At 69.0% G+C, this 16,156-nt stretch carries 13 protein-coding genes; 11 read left to right on the forward strand and 2 right to left on the reverse strand.

Translation table 11 applies throughout. The annotated features are described in order from the left end of the window. Positions 1–117: 117 nt before the first annotated feature. On the reverse strand, positions 118–2,331 hold the full coding sequence (locus E3O65_RS06360; protein ID WP_134362898.1) for a hypothetical protein: 2,214 nt from the start codon (positions 2,329–2,331) through the stop codon (positions 118–120). Between the two features lie 243 nt (positions 2,332–2,574). On the opposite strand from E3O65_RS06360, the gene E3O65_RS06365 reads away from it, so the two are divergent. From E3O65_RS06365 to E3O65_RS06385, 5 genes are all read left to right on the forward strand, one after another. Next, entirely contained in the window at positions 2,575–3,807 is a 1,233-nt protein-coding gene (locus E3O65_RS06365; protein WP_134362899.1) for an amino acid deaminase/aldolase, read from the forward strand. Next, the gene (locus E3O65_RS06370; protein ID WP_134362900.1) at positions 3,804–5,117 is read left to right on the forward strand and encodes a D-arabinono-1,4-lactone oxidase; all 1,314 of its coding nucleotides are present in this window, start codon (positions 3,804–3,806) and stop codon (positions 5,115–5,117) included. Before E3O65_RS06365 ends, E3O65_RS06370 begins: the two co-directional genes overlap by 4 nt. Beyond that, the gene (locus tag E3O65_RS06375; RefSeq protein WP_134362901.1) at positions 5,114–6,571 is read left to right on the forward strand and encodes a glycoside hydrolase family 1 protein; all 1,458 of its coding nucleotides are present in this window, start codon (positions 5,114–5,116) and stop codon (positions 6,569–6,571) included. The genes E3O65_RS06370 and E3O65_RS06375 overlap by 4 nt, the downstream gene beginning before the upstream one ends. 140 nt (positions 6,572–6,711) lie before the next feature. Further along, positions 6,712–7,278, forward strand: a complete 567-nt coding sequence (locus E3O65_RS06380) for a LemA family protein (protein WP_134362902.1) — start codon at positions 6,712–6,714, stop codon at positions 7,276–7,278. A 12-nt stretch (positions 7,279–7,290) separates the two neighbouring features. Further along, a complete protein-coding gene (locus E3O65_RS06385) occupies positions 7,291–8,178 on the forward strand; it encodes a M48 family metallopeptidase (protein WP_134362903.1) in 888 nt (295 codons plus the stop codon). Between the two features lie 81 nt (positions 8,179–8,259). Here the strand turns inward: E3O65_RS06385 and E3O65_RS06390 are convergent, their stop codons facing one another. Then, the gene (locus tag E3O65_RS06390) at positions 8,260–9,462 is read right to left on the reverse strand and encodes a winged helix-turn-helix domain-containing protein (RefSeq protein WP_134362904.1); all 1,203 of its coding nucleotides are present in this window, start codon (positions 9,460–9,462) and stop codon (positions 8,260–8,262) included. 159 nt (positions 9,463–9,621) lie between these two features. Between E3O65_RS06390 and E3O65_RS06395 the strand changes: the two genes are divergently transcribed. Genes E3O65_RS06395 through ilvA form a run of 6 tightly spaced genes read left to right on the forward strand, consistent with a single transcriptional unit; the run spans position 9,622 to position 16,076 of the window. Continuing rightward, positions 9,622–10,746 carry an ABC transporter substrate-binding protein gene (locus E3O65_RS06395; RefSeq protein ID WP_134362905.1) on the forward strand — a complete coding sequence of 375 codons (1,125 nt, stop codon included), beginning with the start codon at positions 9,622–9,624 and terminating at the stop codon, positions 10,744–10,746. 49 nt (positions 10,747–10,795) lie between these two features. Continuing rightward, complete coding sequence (locus E3O65_RS06400) at positions 10,796–11,596, forward strand: ABC transporter permease (RefSeq protein ID WP_422386405.1); 801 nt, start codon at positions 10,796–10,798, stop codon at positions 11,594–11,596. Between the two features lie 5 nt (positions 11,597–11,601). Further along, on the forward strand, positions 11,602–12,417 hold the full coding sequence (locus E3O65_RS06405; protein ID WP_241985843.1) for an ABC transporter permease: 816 nt from the start codon (positions 11,602–11,604) through the stop codon (positions 12,415–12,417). Then, entirely contained in the window at positions 12,414–13,526 is a 1,113-nt protein-coding gene (locus E3O65_RS06410; RefSeq protein WP_134362907.1) for an ABC transporter ATP-binding protein, read from the forward strand. The genes E3O65_RS06405 and E3O65_RS06410 overlap by 4 nt, the downstream gene beginning before the upstream one ends. A 53-nt stretch (positions 13,527–13,579) precedes the next feature. Further along, the gene (locus E3O65_RS06415) at positions 13,580–14,848 is read left to right on the forward strand and encodes an AI-2E family transporter (RefSeq protein ID WP_134363000.1); all 1,269 of its coding nucleotides are present in this window, start codon (positions 13,580–13,582) and stop codon (positions 14,846–14,848) included. Beyond that, a complete protein-coding gene (gene ilvA / locus E3O65_RS06420) occupies positions 14,841–16,076 on the forward strand; it encodes a threonine ammonia-lyase (RefSeq protein WP_241985844.1) in 1,236 nt (411 codons plus the stop codon). The genes E3O65_RS06415 and ilvA overlap by 8 nt, the downstream gene beginning before the upstream one ends. The last annotated feature ends 80 nt before the right edge of the window (positions 16,077–16,156 follow it).

Raw genomic sequence — 16,156 nt, forward strand, 5'->3', positions numbered from 1 at the left:
CGGCCGCGCGTCAGTCTGGCTTGATCCGTCGCGGGGGAGCGGCCGGCATCGCGCCACCGCGTCGCCCCGTCGAATTGGTTCGGGGACTACGATCGGGCGGGCAGTCGGGAGGCACCGCTAGTGCCGGGCGGGCACGACGAACCTCTGCCAGGCCCAGGCGCCCACGCTGAGCGCCGCGAACACGCCGGCCCCCGCCCACCACAGGCTGACGCTGCCGTCGCCGGGCCAGAATAGTCCGGCGGGTGAGAGCACCCCGAACATGATTGTGAAGGCCAGCACGGTCAGGGCCGCCCAGATCGGCGGCGACCAGGCGAGGATGCTCCGCCCGCTGGTTCGTCCGATCGGGATCAGCACGAAGGCGGCCGAACCGATCGCGGCCAGCACTACGCTGTTGGCGATCTCCGCCGTGAAAGCGCTGAGGAAGCCGTGGGCCTGTGGCAGGAGGCCGAGCGAGAGCCATCCGATCGCGGCCAGCGCGGTCAGGCTGCCGGCCCGCACGGCTGCGAGCTGGCCGCGTCTGCGCCCCGGCAACCCGGGCGCCGTCGCGACCGAGCCGAGCAGCCCGAAGACCAGGGCCGGGTGAATCTCGAAAGCCCGGGAGGCGAGCGCGGTCACGGCGACGAGCAGCAGGTAGCGCGGGAGAAAGGCGACGGATGCCCGTTCGCGCCAGACCCGGGAGCTCCACCAAAGCGGCACGAGCGTTCCGACCGCGTTGACGACGATAAGGGCGGCCATGACTGCCAGGAGCAGACGCAGGTAGGCCGGCTGGCTGGTCACCGGGCCCGACAGCATGACCAGCGTCGCCGCTGCCGTCACGGCCGCACCGGCCACCAACCACCGGTTCAGGGGCACGTCGGGTGCGGTTTCGAACTCAACGCGGCTGCGGTTGCGGCCCGCGATCGAAACGGCCTGCCAGACCGGGCGACCGTTCCGGGCCCGGGAGACGGTTCCCGCCAGGAGCCGAGCGGGAACGCAGAGCAGCAGCAGGGCGCCGAAGGCGAGGAGTGCTGCCTGTGCCCAAGAGAGCTGAGACGTGGACCACGGCGCCGGAACTGCGGTCGCGAACAGGGTCGGATCGTTCCACCCGCCCGGCACCGGAGCGGGTGCCGCTCCGGAGGTCGGTCCGGCCTGCGGGGCCGGCGACTCCTGGCCCGGTGCCGGGGTGCCGGGTTCGGTCGATTGCGGGGTCGGCGCGGACTCTGACGGTGGGGCGGTCGCCTCCGCGGTCGGGGCCGGGGTGGCGGGACCGGCGCTGCCGGGCGGAACCGTGGCCGCAGCCCCGAAGAGCACCTCCACGCCGGAACTGCCCGGTCCCAGGTTGCCGGCCGGGTCCCGCTGCACCGCAATGACCCGGTGGGACCCGGCGGCGACGCCACCGGCCGCACAGCTCCAGGACCCGGAGACGACAATGGCGCTGCAGACCGAGTAGGCGTCGGCGAAGACCGTCACGGTCGCGTCATCCTCGCCGGATCCGGAGTAGGTGGTGCCGGTGAGCGGCACCTGGTCGCCACCCACGGGCGCGCTCACTGTGGGTGCTCCCGGGCGGTCGAGGTCGAAGTCGAGGTTGACCGGTGCGCTCGCGTTCGACCAGGAGGGGTTGCTGTAGGACGTCTGCTGGCTCGCCGACACGGCGACCGATCCGTTGGCGACGTTGCCGGAGAAAGTGCAGGACCAGGCGCCGGACGCGTCGGCGGTGGCCGTGCAGCGCTTCCCTCCGGCCAAAGTGACGACAACGGATGCCTTCGGGTAGCCGCTTCCGCGCACCGTGCCGTTGGTCAGCGCGAGGCCGGTCGGGCCCCCGGTCACGACCGGGGCGGCCAGCACGGCGATGGTCTGCTCGGCCGCCAACTGCGCGGCGCCCGTGACGACGACGCGCAGTCGCACCTCGGGACCGCTGGGCAGGGCCACGGCCGTGCAACTCCACTCCGCGGCGGCGTCGACCACGGCGAAGCAGAGCGGGTCCTGACCGGTGACGGGGGAGAGCAGCTGGATTTCCCGCCCGATTTCGCCGGTGCCGGATACCGTTGTGGTGCCGCTGCCGACGAAGCTGCCCGGCGCCGGGCTCGTGATCGCCGGGGTCAGCATCGGTGGGCTCGTCGATTCCGTCGATTTCGGGGTGGGTGACGGGGTGGGTGACGGGGTGGGCGACGGCGTGGGGGTCGGGACTGCGACGGCTGGGGCCACCGAGGATCCGAGCGTGAGCAGGCCCACGGTCAGCGCGCCGACCAGGGCGACGATCAGCGGGGCAGCCAGTGCACGAAAGCCGGAGGTGAACCCTCGACCGGATCGCCCGGACTCGGAGCCCGAACCGGCCACAGTTCTACGTCGCATCGCTTCCCCCTTGGGACCATTCCAGGGGGCATGGCCGGGAAAGTCAACGCAGGACGCGCACTGTGACGTAAATGAACCCATTCGGCCCGGGTGGGAGCCATGGTGCATACTGGCGCTGACCCATCCGGTCGCTGATTTCCCCCTGACGAGTAAAGGGCGTTCCGTGGCTTTGGTCGCCGTTCCGGCATCACCCCGGGAGCCCTCCCGCACACCCACCCCCACGCCGGGGAAAGCGGTGCGCTGATGCTCGACCTCTCCCAGCGCCCGGTGGAAAGGCCGTGGCTGAACCCCGGACTGTTCTGGCCCGCACTCACTGCCGCGACGGCGCACCTCGACGCACCGGTCGCCGCGGTGCACCTGGAGGCCCTGCGGCACAACGCGCACGACATGCTGGATCGCGCGGCCGGCACCCCGCTCCGGGTGGCGTCGAAGTCGATCCGGGTGCGCGGGGTGCTCGAGGCGATCCTGGCTCTGCCTGGCTATCGGGGCGTGCTCGCCTACACCCTGGCCGAAGCGCTGTGGCTGGCGGAGACGGTGACGGATGTCGTCGTCGGCTACCCCACGGCCGACCGGGCCGCGATCGTGCGACTGGGCCGCTCGGACCAGCTGGCCGAGACCGTCACCCTGATGGTGGACTCGGTCGCGCACCTCGATGTCATCGACGCGGTGCTCCCGCCGGGCAGCCGGGCCCCGATTCGCGTCTGCATCGACCTCGACGCCTCCTGGGAGACCCCGTTGCTCGGCCACTTAGGCGTCTGGCGCTCGCCCGTGCACACGCCCGACGACGCCCGTCGCCTCGCGGTCGCCATCCTGGCCCGGCCCGGCTTCCACCTTGTCGGGGTGATGTCCTATGAGGCCCAGGTGGCAGGCATCGGCGACCGGCCGGCGGGCAAACCCGTCCGGGGGATGCTCAATCGCTGGGTGCGGCGGCGGTCCGTTGCCGAAATCGGCGAGCGGCGCGGGGCGGTCGTGCGCGCGGTGCGGGAGATCGCACCCCTCGAATTCGTGAACGGAGGCGGAACCGGCTCGGTGGAGACCACGCGCGGCGACGCATCCGTCACCGACGTCGCGGTCGGCAGCGGATTCCTCGGTGGGCATCTGTTCGACAACTACGCGAGCTTCCGGCCCGCACCGGCCGCCGCGGTCGCCTTCTCCGTGGTGCGGAAGCCCAGCCCCGGCATGGCCGTCCTGCTCGGTGGCGGCTGGATCGCTTCCGGGGTTCCAGGCGCCGACCGGGTGCCGCGCCTGGTCTGGCCGGACGGGTTGCGCCTGGTTCCGCGGGAGATGGCCGGCGAGGCGCAGACTCCGATCACCGGAGCCGGCGCGGCGCGGCTCCAGGTGGGCGACCGCGTGTGGGCGCGGCACACCAAATCAGGGGAACTGAGCGAGCACGTGAACGAGGTGGCGCTGGTCGAGAATGGTCAGGTGGTCGACATCCTGCCGACGTACCGCGGCGAGGGGAAGGCGTTTCTATGAGTGCGAGTGGAGCGCTGTGGCGCAACTGGGCCAGGAACCAGGCGGTGACGCCGGTGCGTGTCGAGCGGCCGTCGACCGCCGCCGCTGTGCAGCGCGCCGTCGTCTCGGCCGGCAAGGTAGGCCTTCGGGTCAAGGCCGTCGGCTCCGGGCATAGTTTCTCGGGCATCGCCCTAGCACCCGGAGTGCAGCTCGATCTGCTCGATCTTGCCGGGCTGATCGACGCGGATCCCGCGTCCGGCCAGGTCACTCTGGCTGCCGGCACCCGACTGTTCGAGCTGCCCCGGCTGCTGCGGCCCTACGGCCTGGCCCTGGCGAACATGGGCGATGTGGACCGGCAGACCATCTCCGGCGCCCTGTCCACCGGCACCCACGGCACCGGGGGGCGCTTCGGCGGGCTGGCCACCCACATTGTGGCCCTGACCCTGGTCACCGGCGACGGTTCCCTGTTGCGCGTGAGCGAAACCGAGAACGCCGAGCTGCTGGCGGCGGCCCGGATCGGGCTCGGCGCACTCGGCATTGTCGTGGACGTGACCCTGCAGTGCGTGCCCGCATACCTGCTGCACTCCGTCGAAGCGGCCGAACCGCTCGAGGAGGTGCTCGACAGCTACCTCGACCGGTCCGAGCGGAGCGATCATTTCGAGTTCTTCTGGTTCCCGCATACCGAGACGGCCCTGACCAAGACCAACACCCGGCTTCCCCTGGAGTCCGGCCGGTCGCCGGCCGGCAGGGTCGCCCGCTGGGTCGACGGCGAACTGCTCGCGAACGGAGCCTACCGCGGCATCTGCGCCCTGGGCGCCGCGCTGCCGGCGACGGTGCCGAGATTCAACCGGCTTGCCACCCGGTTCAGCGGACAGCGGGAATTCACCGATGTCTCCCACCGCGTGTTCGTGACCAACCGCGCCGTGCGTTTTCAAGAAATGGAATATGCCCTCCCGCGGGCCCTGGTTCCGGCCGCGCTGCGGGAGGTGCAGGAGCTGATCGCCATGCGCGGCTGGAACATCTCCTTCCCGGTCGAGGTGCGCTCGGCGGCGGCCGACGATGTGTGGCTCTCCACAGCCAACGAGAGGGATACCGGCTACATCGCCGTGCACCGGTACTACCGGGAAGATCCGGCTGCCTACTTCCAGGGCGTCGAGGCCATTATGCGCGGGCACGGCGGGCGCCCGCACTGGGGCAAGGTGCACGACCGGGATGCCGCGTCTCTCCGCGCCGACTACCCGCATTTCGACGACTTCTTGTCCGTGCGTGACAGGCTTGACCCGGAGCGTCGCTTCAACAACAGCTATTTGGAAAGAGTCCTCGGTCGATGAGTAACAGCAACACCACCGCAGCACGCGCCTGGGAACACCGGGCGGGGGAGCTGGGCGACCGGCTTCCCGACGGGTTCACGGTGGGCGTGGCTACCTCCGCCTTCCAGATCGAGGGTGGTGCCCGGGAGGGCGGCCGCGGCGAATCGACCTGGGACCCGTTCACGGCCGCAGCCGGTCGCGTCCGTGACGGCTCCAACGCATCCGTTTCCGCTGACCACTTCAACCGGCTCGACGAAGATCTCACCCTGCTCCGCGAGCTGGGCATCGACCACTACCGGTTCTCCCTGGCCTGGGCCCGGTTGCAGCCGGACGGCCGGGGTGCACTCAACCGAGCCGGCCTGGCCTTCTACGACCGGCTCGTCGACGGCCTCCTGTCGGCGGGGATCAGCCCGATGGCGACCCTGTTCCATTGGGACACCCCGCTACGGTTGCGCGGCGGCTGGCTGAACCGGGACACGGCGATGCGTTTCGGCGACTACGCGAACCAGGTGGGCGAGGTGTTCGGGGACCGGATCGACTCCTGGCTGACCTTGAACGACCCCGCGACTGTGACCCTGAACGGGTATGCGCTCGGCACGGATGCCCCGGGTGAGGCCCGGCTGTTCGGCGCCCTGCCCGCGGCGCACCACCAGCTCCTCGGCCACGGTTTCGCCGTGCAGGGTTTGCGTGCCGCCGATGTGCGCGGCCGGATCGGGATCGCGAACGTGCACTCGCCCGTGCAGGCTGCCAGCGGCCGCGAAGCCGACGAGGTCGCGGCCGCGCTCTTCGACGTGCTCCACAACCGCGTCTACGCCGATGCCGTGCTGCTCGGCCGCTACCCGGAACCGCCCGAGCCCTATCAGGTACCGCTGCGGATGCTGCTGGAGACAGACCCGGACGACCTGCGCACCATCAATCAGCCGCTGGACTTCTACGGCCTCAACTACTTCCAGCCGAGCCGGATCAAGGCCGGCGCGGCGACCCCGAAGGCCGCGAACGGCCCTCCGCCCAGCGGGCCGCCGGAGAAAGTCGTGGCGTTCCCCTTCCACGTCACCACGTTCCGCGAGTTCCCGGTGAGCAACGCGGGCACCGCCATCGCCCCCGAATTCCTGGGCGTGGCCCTTGCCGAACTGCGGGACCGTTACGCGGAGCATCTGCCAAGCGTCTGCATCACGGCCGGGGGAGCCAGCTTTCCCGACGTGGCCGACAAGTGGGGTGCCGTGCACGACCCGGCCAGGATCGACTACCTTGCCGAGCACCTCACGGCGGCGCTAGCCGCGGTCGCCCCCGGTGGGATCGCCGACGGCGTCTCCCTTCAGGGATACACGATCTGGTCCCTGCTAGACAGCTTCGAGTGGACGGCCGGCTACACCCAGCGGTACGGACTCGTGCACGTCGACTTCCAGGATGGAACCCGCAGCCGCACCCCGAAGTCCTCCTACCGCTGGCTGCAGAGGGCACTCTCCGCCCGCTGACACTGAGGCGCAGGGTGTTTCTTGGAGTGTGTTGGGAAGGACATGAGAGGTTCAGGGCGCATGGTTATGATGGTGCTGCGTCGTAGACACGCCGCCGCGGCCTGCTTGCTCGCCCCGCCCCATCACAAGGAGAAGCTGCCATGGAATGGCTCATCCCGGTCGTCATCGTTGTTGCACTCGTCGTCATCATTGGGATCTACCTCTGGGCGACGTACAACTCTCTCGTCACCCTCAAGGTGCGCGTCGACGAGGCGTGGAGTGACATCACCGTTCAGATGAAGCGTCGTGCCGACCTGATCCCCAACCTGATCGAATCGGTCAAGGGCTATGCGGCACACGAGCGGGCAGTCTTCGAGAACGTCACCAAGGCACGGGCCGAGTCGCTCACCGCGCAGGGCCCGGCTGAAGCCGCCGCCGCCGAGAACCATATGCAGACCGCCCTTCGCAGCATCTTCGCCGTGGCCGAGGCTTACCCTCAGCTGCAGGCCAGCCAGAACTACCTACAGTTGCAGGGCGAACTGGTCGACACCGAAGACAAGATTCAGGCCTCACGCCGGTTTTACAACGGCGGCGTGCGCGAACTGAACACGAAGATCCAGGTCTTCCCCAACAACCTCATCGCCCGCAACCTCGGATTCACCCAGCGCGACTTCTTCGAGGTGTCCGACTCCGCCGCCATCGCGGAGCCGCCTCGCGTCCAGTTCTAGCGGCGACTGGCTATGTACAGCGCTATCGCGCGCAACAAGCGCAACACTGTCTTCATCATCATCGTGTTCATTGTCGTCATCGCCGGTCTCGGCTGGCTGGCGAACGCGATCTACAGCACGCCCGGCAACTACAGCATCCTGGTCCTCACGGTCGTCGTCGCCTCGGGCTATGCCCTGCTGCAATACTTCATGGCGGGTCGCCAGGCGGTCGCCCTGAGCGGCGGCATCAAGATCAACAACAAGTCGGAGAATCCACGCCTCTGGAACATCGTCGAGAACCTCGCGATCACGACCGGAACGCCCATGCCCGAGATCTACGTGATCAATGATCAAGCGCCGAACGCCTTCGCCACCGGGCGCGACCCGCAGCACGCGATCGTGGCCGCCACCACCGGTCTGATGGAGATCATGACCGACTCCGAACTTGAGGGTGTCATGGCACACGAGCTCGGCCACGTGCGCAACTACGACATTCGCCTGTCTATGGTCGTGTTCGGTCTCGTGGTGGCCGTCGGGTTCATCTCCGACATGTTCCTGCGGATGGCGTTCTTCGGTCGGGACAGCAGGAACAACGGCAGCCCCGTCATCATGGTGGTCGGTCTCGTCGCCATGGTTGTGGCGCCCCTGATCGCCACGGTCGTGCAGCTGGCGGTGTCACGGCAGCGTGAGTACCTCGCGGATGCCACGGGCGCACTGACCACGCGGCATCCGGATGCTCTGGCCAGTGCGCTCGGCAAGCTCGAGGCCTATGGGCGCCCCATGAAGAAGCAGAACACGTCGATGGCCCACCTCTGGATCGCCGACCCGCTGAAGCCCGGCGTCATGGACAAGCTGTTCGCAACGCACCCGCCGATCGCCGACCGCGTCGAGCGCCTGCACGCCATGGGTCGCCAGTTCTAACCACTCGTTCCGACCCTGAGACCCCGATCCGCGCGTCACTTTGGGCCGGAACGGACCCTGTCGCAGAAACTGAGATGCTGCCTAGGCGCGCAGCTCGGCGATCAGGGCGGCGGCGAGGTTGCCGCGTGGTTCCACGTCGATCTCCGGAAGGCCCTGCCACGTGGCCGCCTGCCGCAACACGGATGCCAGGCGTCCGGCGGTGTCCGCCGGCGCGCCCGGTTCCGCCCACGCCGCACGCACCCGAAGCACCTGTGCCTGGCGGTCGTTCTTGAGGTCGACCCTGCCCACAATCGTGTCGCCGAGAAGCACGGGCAGCGAGTAGTACCCGAACACCCGTTTCGGTTGTGGGGTGTAGATCTCGATCCGGTAGTGGAAACCGAACAGGCGCAACGTGCGCGACCGCTCCCAGACGACCGGGTCGAATGGGGAGAGCAGGGTCGCGGCATTCATCGTGCGCGGCAGCCGCGCGTCGCGGTGCAGCCACGCGGCGCCTGCCTGCCCGCCCGCACCCCAGCCAGGCACCTCCACCGGGATGAGTTCACCGGTGTCCTCGAGGTCGCGGATGGCCGCCAGAGTCGCCGGTCCCCGCAGCCGGAAATAGTCCGCGAAGTCCTTCGCCGTGCCGATGCCGTGCGCCCGTGCCGAGCGGCTCACCAGTTCGCGGTGGGCGTCATCCCGGCTCACGGTGCGCTCGAGGAGCTCCCGTGGGAACACCTGCCCGGGCAGCCCGTAAACTCGCTCAAAGCGTTCGCGGCCCGTGATCGCCACGTCACCCCAACGGAACAGCGTCTCGAGCCCGGTCTTCACATCCGACCAGCCCCACCACGGCCCGGAGCGCCGGTTCGCGTCGTGCTCGATGGAGCTCGCGCGCAACGGGCCCTTGACGGCGAGCTCGGCCAGCAGCCAGTTCAAAAGCTGGCGGTTGCCCTGCGCCCACGCCTCAGTCGCCGACCGGTCCCGGTAGTCCCGCATCCGCCAGCCGAACAGCGGCCAGGTGTCGATCGGGAGGAATGACGCCTCGTGCGCCCAGTACTCGGTGAAACGCGCCTCCCGGCCCGAGGTCAGCCGATCCAGCTGCGCCTTGTCGTAGCCACCGAGTCGGCTGAACGCCGGCAGGTAGTGGCTGCGCTCGAACACGTTCACCGAGTCGATCTGCAACAGCCCGAGCCGGTTCACCAGGGCATCCAGTTGACGGATGCCCGGCGTCACGGGCGACGGGCGCCCGAAGCCCTGCGCGCCGAGCGCAATGCGGCGGGCGAGTGCGGGGGAGATCGGCTGAACCATTCACCGACCTTAGCGGCACCCTTTCACGCGGCATTCACGCAGTGTTCAGGTTGAGGCTCCCTGGCGGTCGGCCACGGCTTCTAGCCTCGCCGTGACCAGTAACAATCCGAAAGTCGACCGCGAACCGCGGCCGCCCCTAGCTGGTCCGACGGAGGAAAATTGTTCACCACGCGTTCCCTGGCCGCCCTTGCCGCGGCCACCGCCCTCGCCCTCAGCCTGGCCGCCTGTTCCAGTGCCGCGGATGCCGGTACCCCGGTCGACGCCGCCACAGCGACCAGCCTGTCCGCGTTCGGCGACTTGGCCGCGCTCGAGGATGCTGCACGGGCTGAAGGCGCCCTGAACGTGATCGCCCTGCCCCGGGACTGGGCCAACTACGGCGCCGTGCTCGACGCATTCGCCGAGAAATACCCGGAGATCACCATCACTGAGGCGTCGCCCGACGCGTCCAGCGCCGAGGAGATTCTGGCCGCGGACAACCTCGCCGGACAGGACACCGCGCCGGACGTGTTCGACCTGGGGTTGGCCGTGGCGCTGTCCAGCACCGACCGGTTCGCGCCGTACCAGGTGGCCACCTGGGCGGAGATCCCGGACGCGTTGAAGGAGGCCAGCGGGTTGTACACGGGTGATTACGGCGGTTACATGGCTGTCGGCTACGACCCTGACGCCGTACCGGCGCCGAAGCAGTTGAGCGATCTGCTCGGTGCCGAGTACAAGGGCAAGGTCGCGATCAACGGTGACCCGACGCAGGCCGGAGCCGCCTTCGCCGCCGTCGGCCTGGCCACCGTGCAGAGCGAGGGCACGGTCGGCGACTTCCAGGCCGGGATCGACTTCTTCGGCGAGCTCAGCAAGGCCGGCAACTTCGTCAAGATCGACCCCACCGCGGCGACCATCGCATCGGGGGAGACTCCGGTGGTCTTCGACTGGGACTACCTCAACGTGGGCTACGGCACCAGTTTGGCGGGCGAGCGCAACTGGGAGGTCGTCGTCTTCCCCGGCACCGGGTATGCCGGCTACTACAACCAGGCCGTGAACAAGGATGCCCCGAACCCGGCTGCCGCCCGGCTCTGGCAGGAATTCCTCTACAGCGACGAGGGCCAGAACCTCTGGCTCGCCGGTGGGGCCCGTCCCGTGCGTGCCGACGCCATGGCGACGGCCGGCACCATCGATGCGGACCTCTTCGCCGCCCTCCCGGAGACCCCGGCCGAGACCGTCGTCCCCACTGAGGCGGAGAGCGCCGCGGGAGCCGCGCTCCTCGGCGAGAAGTGGGCCTCAGCTGTCCAGTAGCCGACGCGGCACGGCAGCAGCCCTCGGGCTGCTGCCGTTCGCGGTGTATGTGCTGCTGTTCCTGTTCGTGCCGACGTTGATCGCCGTGGGCACCGGGTTCGTCGACGAGACCGGAGGGTTCACGCTCGACACCGTCGCGGCCCTCGGTAACCCGGTCATACTGAACGCCTTCGCCAATTCGTTCGGGCTGTCGGCGCTCACCGCCGTCGTGGGGGCGGTCGTCGGCGCCGTCGCCTGCTACGGACTGCTCGGGGCTCGCGAGGGCGGCCCCCTCCGTTCCGTGGTGGATTCGCTCAGCGGCGTGCTCGCCCAGTTCGGCGGCGTCATGCTCGCCTTCGCGTTCGTAGCGACCATCGGCATCCAGGGTCTGGTCACCGTGACCCTGAGGGACACCTTCGGAGTCGACATCTTCGCCGACGGGGTATGGCTCTACGAGCTGCCGGGACTAGTGCTGCCCTACATCTACTTCCAGGTTCCGTTGATGATCATCACCTTCCTGCCCGCGCTGCAGGCCCTGAACCCGCATTGGGCCGAGGCGAACGCCACTCTGGGCGGCACCCGGACGACGTACTGGTTCCGAATCGCGTTCCCTGTGCTCGCCCCGTCGTTCCTCGGCAGCCTGCTGCTGCTGTTCGCCAACGCGTTCTCCTCCTACGCCACCGCCGCCGCGCTCACCAGCCAGGGGTCGCAGATCGTCCCTCTGCAGATCCGCTCGGCCCTGACAAGCGAAACCCTGCTCGGCCGGGAGAACCTGGCCGGGGCGCTCGCGCTCGGCATGATCCTGGTGATGGCCGTCGTCATGTCCGGCTATTCGGCGTTGCAATCCCGGGCGGAACGGTGGCATCGGTGAGGCCTGTGGCGCACACCCCCACCTGGCCGGTGCGTGGTTTCATCCTTGGCAGCATCGGCCTCGTCTTCGCCATTCCCATCGTCGCGATGGTGGAATTCACGCTGCGCCGCGGTCTTGCCGGCGGCCACGACTTCTCCCGCTGGACGGCCCTGTTCCAGGGCGGCTTCACCGGTCCCTACCGAACGGTCCTCGTAGCCCTCGGCAACTCGGTCGGGTTGGCCATGGGCACCGTGGCGATCATGTTGCTCCTGCTGGTGCCGACCCTGCTGCTGGTGCACCTGCGGTTTCCCCGGCTGCGACGCCTGATGGAGTTCGTCTGCATCCTGCCGATCAGCATCCCGGCCATCGTGCTCGTGGTCGGCCTGGCCCCCGTATACTCGGTGCTCGCCCGGGTGGCCGGCAGCGGCGTGTGGACCCTCTCCTTCGCCTACGGCGTGACGGTTCTGCCGTTCGCCTACCGGGCCATCCAGGCCAATCTCGACGGCGTTGACGTGCGCACGCTCAGCGAGGCCGCCCGCACCCTCGGCGCCGGCTGGGGGAGTGTACTGGTGCGGGTGTTGATCCCGAACCTGCGCCGCGGCATCCTCGCCGGAGCTTTCATCGCGGTCGCAGTTGTGCTCGGTGAGTTCACGATCGCGTCCCTGCTCAACCGCATCACCCTGCAGACCTCGCTCCTGGTCGTGAGCAAAGCCGACCCGTACACAGCCGTCATCCTGTCGTTGCTCGCGCTCACCTTCGCGTTCCTACTCCTGCTCGTCATCGGGCGTCTCGGCCTGGTCCGCACCGGGCGGCGTCGGCCCACCACTGGAGGTCAGTCATGATCCAGAATCAACTCCACAACCAGAACCGGCTTCCGGCGCGCACCCCGGCGAACCCGGCAACGACGGCCCGGGCGGGAGCCGCGGTGCGCTTCGAGGGAGTCGTCAAGGACTTCGCCGGCCACCGTGCGTTGGCGCACTTCGACCTCACCCTGCACCCGGGTGAGCTCGTCGCCCTGCTCGGCCCGAGCGGCAGCGGAAAGACGACGGCGCTGCGGGTGCTGGCGGGCCTCGAGGCCACGGATGCCGGTTCCATCTTGATCGACGGTGTCGACGTCGGGGCGCTGCCCACCAGCCGTCGCGACCTGGGCATGGTCTTCCAGTCGTATTCGCTGTTCCCTCATCTCAGCGCGGGGGAGAACGTCGAGTTCGGCCTGCGGATGCGGAAAGTGCGCGGGGAGGAACGGCGCGCTCGCGCGGCCGCCGCCCTGGCCCTGGTCGGGCTCGACGCCCACTACGACCGTTTCGCGCACCAACTCTCCGGCGGGCAGCAGCAGCGGGTGGCGCTGGCACGTGCCCTGGTCACCGAGCCGCGGGTGCTCCTCCTTGACGAGCCGCTCTCCGCCCTCGACGCCAAGGTGCGGGTGGCGTTGCGGGAGGAGATCCGGCGCATCCAAACCGAACTGGGCATAACAACGCTGTTCGTGACGCACGACCAGGACGAGGCGCTTGCCGTGGCCGACCGGGTTGCCGTCATGCGTGCCGGTTCGATCGAGCAGGTCGGGGCGCCGGAAGAGCTCTACACCCGGCCCGCCTCGCCGTTCATCGCCGATTTCGTGGGTCTGAGCAACCAGCTCATCGGCAGGGTGCTGCATGGCTTCGCGCAGGTGCACGGCGCGAAACTGCCTCTCCTGGACCCCTCCCAGGCGGATGGCCGCGTCACTGTCTCCGTGCGTCCGGAAGATCTCGAACTCGGCCGGGAGGGCGCTCCGGGGGTGGTCCTCTCGTCGAGCTTCCACGGTTCCCTCCGACGCACGACGGTGCGCCTGGAAGACGGCTCGTCGCTCGTCGTGCAGCACGACGTTCGGCTGCGGCCGACGGTGGGCGACCAGGTCGGTGTGACGTTCACGGGTGCGCCGGTCTCGGTCGACCCGATTCCGGCGCCGATATAACCGTCCGGCTCATGCCGGAGCCGGTACGTGGGATTGCCTAGAATGATGCCGTGATGGAATCCGACGGAAAACCCGCCCGTGGCGGCTTCTTCGGCGCCTTCGGGCGCCGCAGGCCGGCACCCCCGATCCTGCTCGCGGCACCCCCCGCGCACCCCAACGGAGTGGACGAGAACCTGCCCGCCGGCATCCGTCTCGCCGCAGCCTGGTCCTGGCGCCTGCTGGCGCTCGCCGGTGCGCTGGCCGTCGTCATCTTCATCGTCATCCAGCTGCGGTTGATCGTCATCCCGCTGCTGGTGTCCGTCCTGGTCTCGGCGCTGCTCGTGCCCTTCGTCGGCTTCCTCGTGCGGCACCGGTGGCCCAAGGCGCTGGCCGTCGTGCTGGCCCTGATCGGCACGTTCGCCATCATCGGCGGATTGATCACGCTGGCCGTGACCCAGATCGCCGTCGGCACGGTCGGGTTGAACGACCGGCTCGCCGCGTCCTACGCCAGCTTGAAAGCCGTGCTTCTGGCGTCGCCGCTGCAGCTGACGGAGCCGGAGCTCAACGCCTTCCTCGGAGAGGCCTGGCAGGCCATCCAGGCAGACGGAGCGGTCTTCGTGTCCGGGGCGCTGTCAGTGGGTTCCTCGATCGGCCACCTGGCGACCGGTATCCTGCTGGCGCTGTTCAGCCTGCTGTTCATCCTGATCGACGGCCGGAGCATCTGGGCGTGGATCGTACGCCTGTTTCCGCGGCGTGCCCGCGCGGCCATTGACGGCGCGGGGGTGGCAGGCTGGACCACACTGGGCAACTTCGCGAAGGTGCAGATCCTGGTGGCCTCCATCGACGCCATCGGCATCGGCAGCGGCGCGGCTCTGCTGGGCGTGCCCCTGGCCGTGCCTATCGGCGTGCTCGTGTTCCTCGGCTCCTTCATTCCCATCGTCGGTGCGGTGGCCACGGGGGCCGTGGCCGTCGTGATCGCGCTGATCTTCAACGACTGGGTGGTGGCGCTGCTGATGCTCGGGGTAGTGCTGCTCGTGCAGCAGGTCGAGGGCCATATTCTGCAACCTCTGATCATGGGCACCGCGGTCAAGGTGCATCCGTTGGGAGTGGTGCTGGTCGTGGCCGCCGGTGCGCTGCTCGCGGGCATCCCGGGCGCGCTCTTCGCCGTTCCGGTCGCCGCCGTGCTGAACGTCATGATCACGTACATCAACAGTGGGGTGTGGCGCTCCAGTCTGGAACCCCCCGCGACCTTGCTGGCCTCCCCCCTCTGGCAGACCGTTCCGCAACGCCCCGGTTTCCGTCGCCACGGCGACCCCCTCGAGAAAAGTGCCCCCCTTGACTAATGCCTCTCTCGTCGGACCGACCCTGTCCGACTTCGAGTCCGCTCGAAATGTGGTCGGCCGGGTAGCGGCCGTGACCCCGATGGAATCCTCCCGCTACCTCTCGGAGCTGCTCGGCTCGCCCGTCCTCCTCAAATGCGAGAACCTACAGCGCACCGGCTCCTACAAGATCCGGGGTGCATACAACCGGATGTCCCGGCTCACCGACGAAGAGAAGACCCGTGGCGTCGTTGCGGCCTCGGCCGGCAACCACGCCCAGGGTGTTGCCTTCGCGGCCCGGGAACTCGGCATCAAGGCCACGATCTTCATGCCCGTGGGCGTCGCCCTGCCGAAGCTGCAGGCGACCCGCGACTACGGAGCGCACGTCATCCTGCGCGGCAATACGGTTGCCGAGCCGCTGCTGGCCGCGGCGGCCTACGCCGAGGAGACCGGGGCGATACTGATTCCCCCGTTCGATCATGCGGACGTCGTTGCCGGGCAGGGCACGGTGGGTCTGGAGATCCTCGACCAGGTGCCCGACCTTGCCACCGTCGTCGTTCCGATCGGCGGTGGCGGCCTGATCTCCGGCGTCGCCAGCGTGATCAAACAGCTCGCCCGGCGCGACGGTCGTCAGATCCGCGTGATCGGGGTGCAGGCCGCCAACGCGGCCGCATACCCACCCTCGCTGGCGGCCGGTCGGGTGCTGGAGATCCCGATCACGCCCACCATCGCCGACGGCATCGCGGTGGCCAAACCGGGGCTGCTCAACTTCGAGATCGTGCGGGACACCGTCGACGAGGTCGTCACCGTCACCGAGGACGACACCGCCCGTGCGCTCCTGGTGCTGCTGGAGCGCGCCAAGCTCGTCGTGGAACCGGCCGGCGCGGTCGCCGTTGCCGCGATCCTGGCCGGCAAGGTCGCTGCGACCGGTCCGACCGTCGCAATCCTGAGCGGGGGGAACATCGACCCGCTGCTGATGCAGCGCGTGATCAGTCACGGCCTGTCGGCATCCGGTCGCTACCTGACGCTGCGCATCATGCTGCCCGACCGCCCCGGGCAACTGGCCCGCATTTCGGAACTGCTCGCGGAGGCGCACGCCAACGTGATCGAAGTTCTGCACACCCGCCACGGCGTGGGGCTGCAGATCAGCGAGGTCGAACTCAACGTCAGCGTCGAGACCCGCGGCCCCGACCACCGCCAACTCGTCGTGGACGTGCTGCGCGCGGCCGGCTACGACCCGCAGTTCGACTGACGAATTCGACGGAGATTGTGTCCGGATTGGCTCTCCACCCTGCGGACAGCCGCATTTTTCCCAAAATCTCCGTCGAATTG

Origin of the sequence: Cryobacterium breve (assembly GCF_004402375.1) — a bacterium.
In the GTDB taxonomy this organism is placed as follows: domain Bacteria; phylum Actinomycetota; class Actinomycetes; order Actinomycetales; family Microbacteriaceae; genus Cryobacterium; species Cryobacterium breve.

What these genes read in the sequence shown, in the direction of transcription:
- E3O65_RS06360 (WP_134362898.1), bottom strand. Translation starts at nt 2,331, where the DNA reads ATGCGACGTAGAACTGTGGCCGGTTCGGGCTCCGAGTCCGGGCGATCC.
- E3O65_RS06365 (WP_134362899.1), top strand. Translation starts at nt 2,575, where the DNA reads ATGCTCGACCTCTCCCAGCGCCCGGTGGAAAGGCCGTGGCTGAACCCC.
- E3O65_RS06370 (WP_134362900.1), top strand. Translation starts at nt 3,804, where the DNA reads ATGAGTGCGAGTGGAGCGCTGTGGCGCAACTGGGCCAGGAACCAGGCG.
- E3O65_RS06375 (WP_134362901.1), top strand. Translation starts at nt 5,114, where the DNA reads ATGAGTAACAGCAACACCACCGCAGCACGCGCCTGGGAACACCGGGCG.
- E3O65_RS06380 (WP_134362902.1), top strand. Translation starts at nt 6,712, where the DNA reads ATGGAATGGCTCATCCCGGTCGTCATCGTTGTTGCACTCGTCGTCATC.
- E3O65_RS06385 (WP_134362903.1), top strand. Translation starts at nt 7,291, where the DNA reads ATGTACAGCGCTATCGCGCGCAACAAGCGCAACACTGTCTTCATCATC.
- E3O65_RS06390 (WP_134362904.1), bottom strand. Translation starts at nt 9,462, where the DNA reads ATGGTTCAGCCGATCTCCCCCGCACTCGCCCGCCGCATTGCGCTCGGC.
- E3O65_RS06410 (WP_134362907.1), top strand. Translation starts at nt 12,414, where the DNA reads ATGATCCAGAATCAACTCCACAACCAGAACCGGCTTCCGGCGCGCACC.
- E3O65_RS06415 (WP_134363000.1), top strand. Translation starts at nt 13,580, where the DNA reads ATGGAATCCGACGGAAAACCCGCCCGTGGCGGCTTCTTCGGCGCCTTC.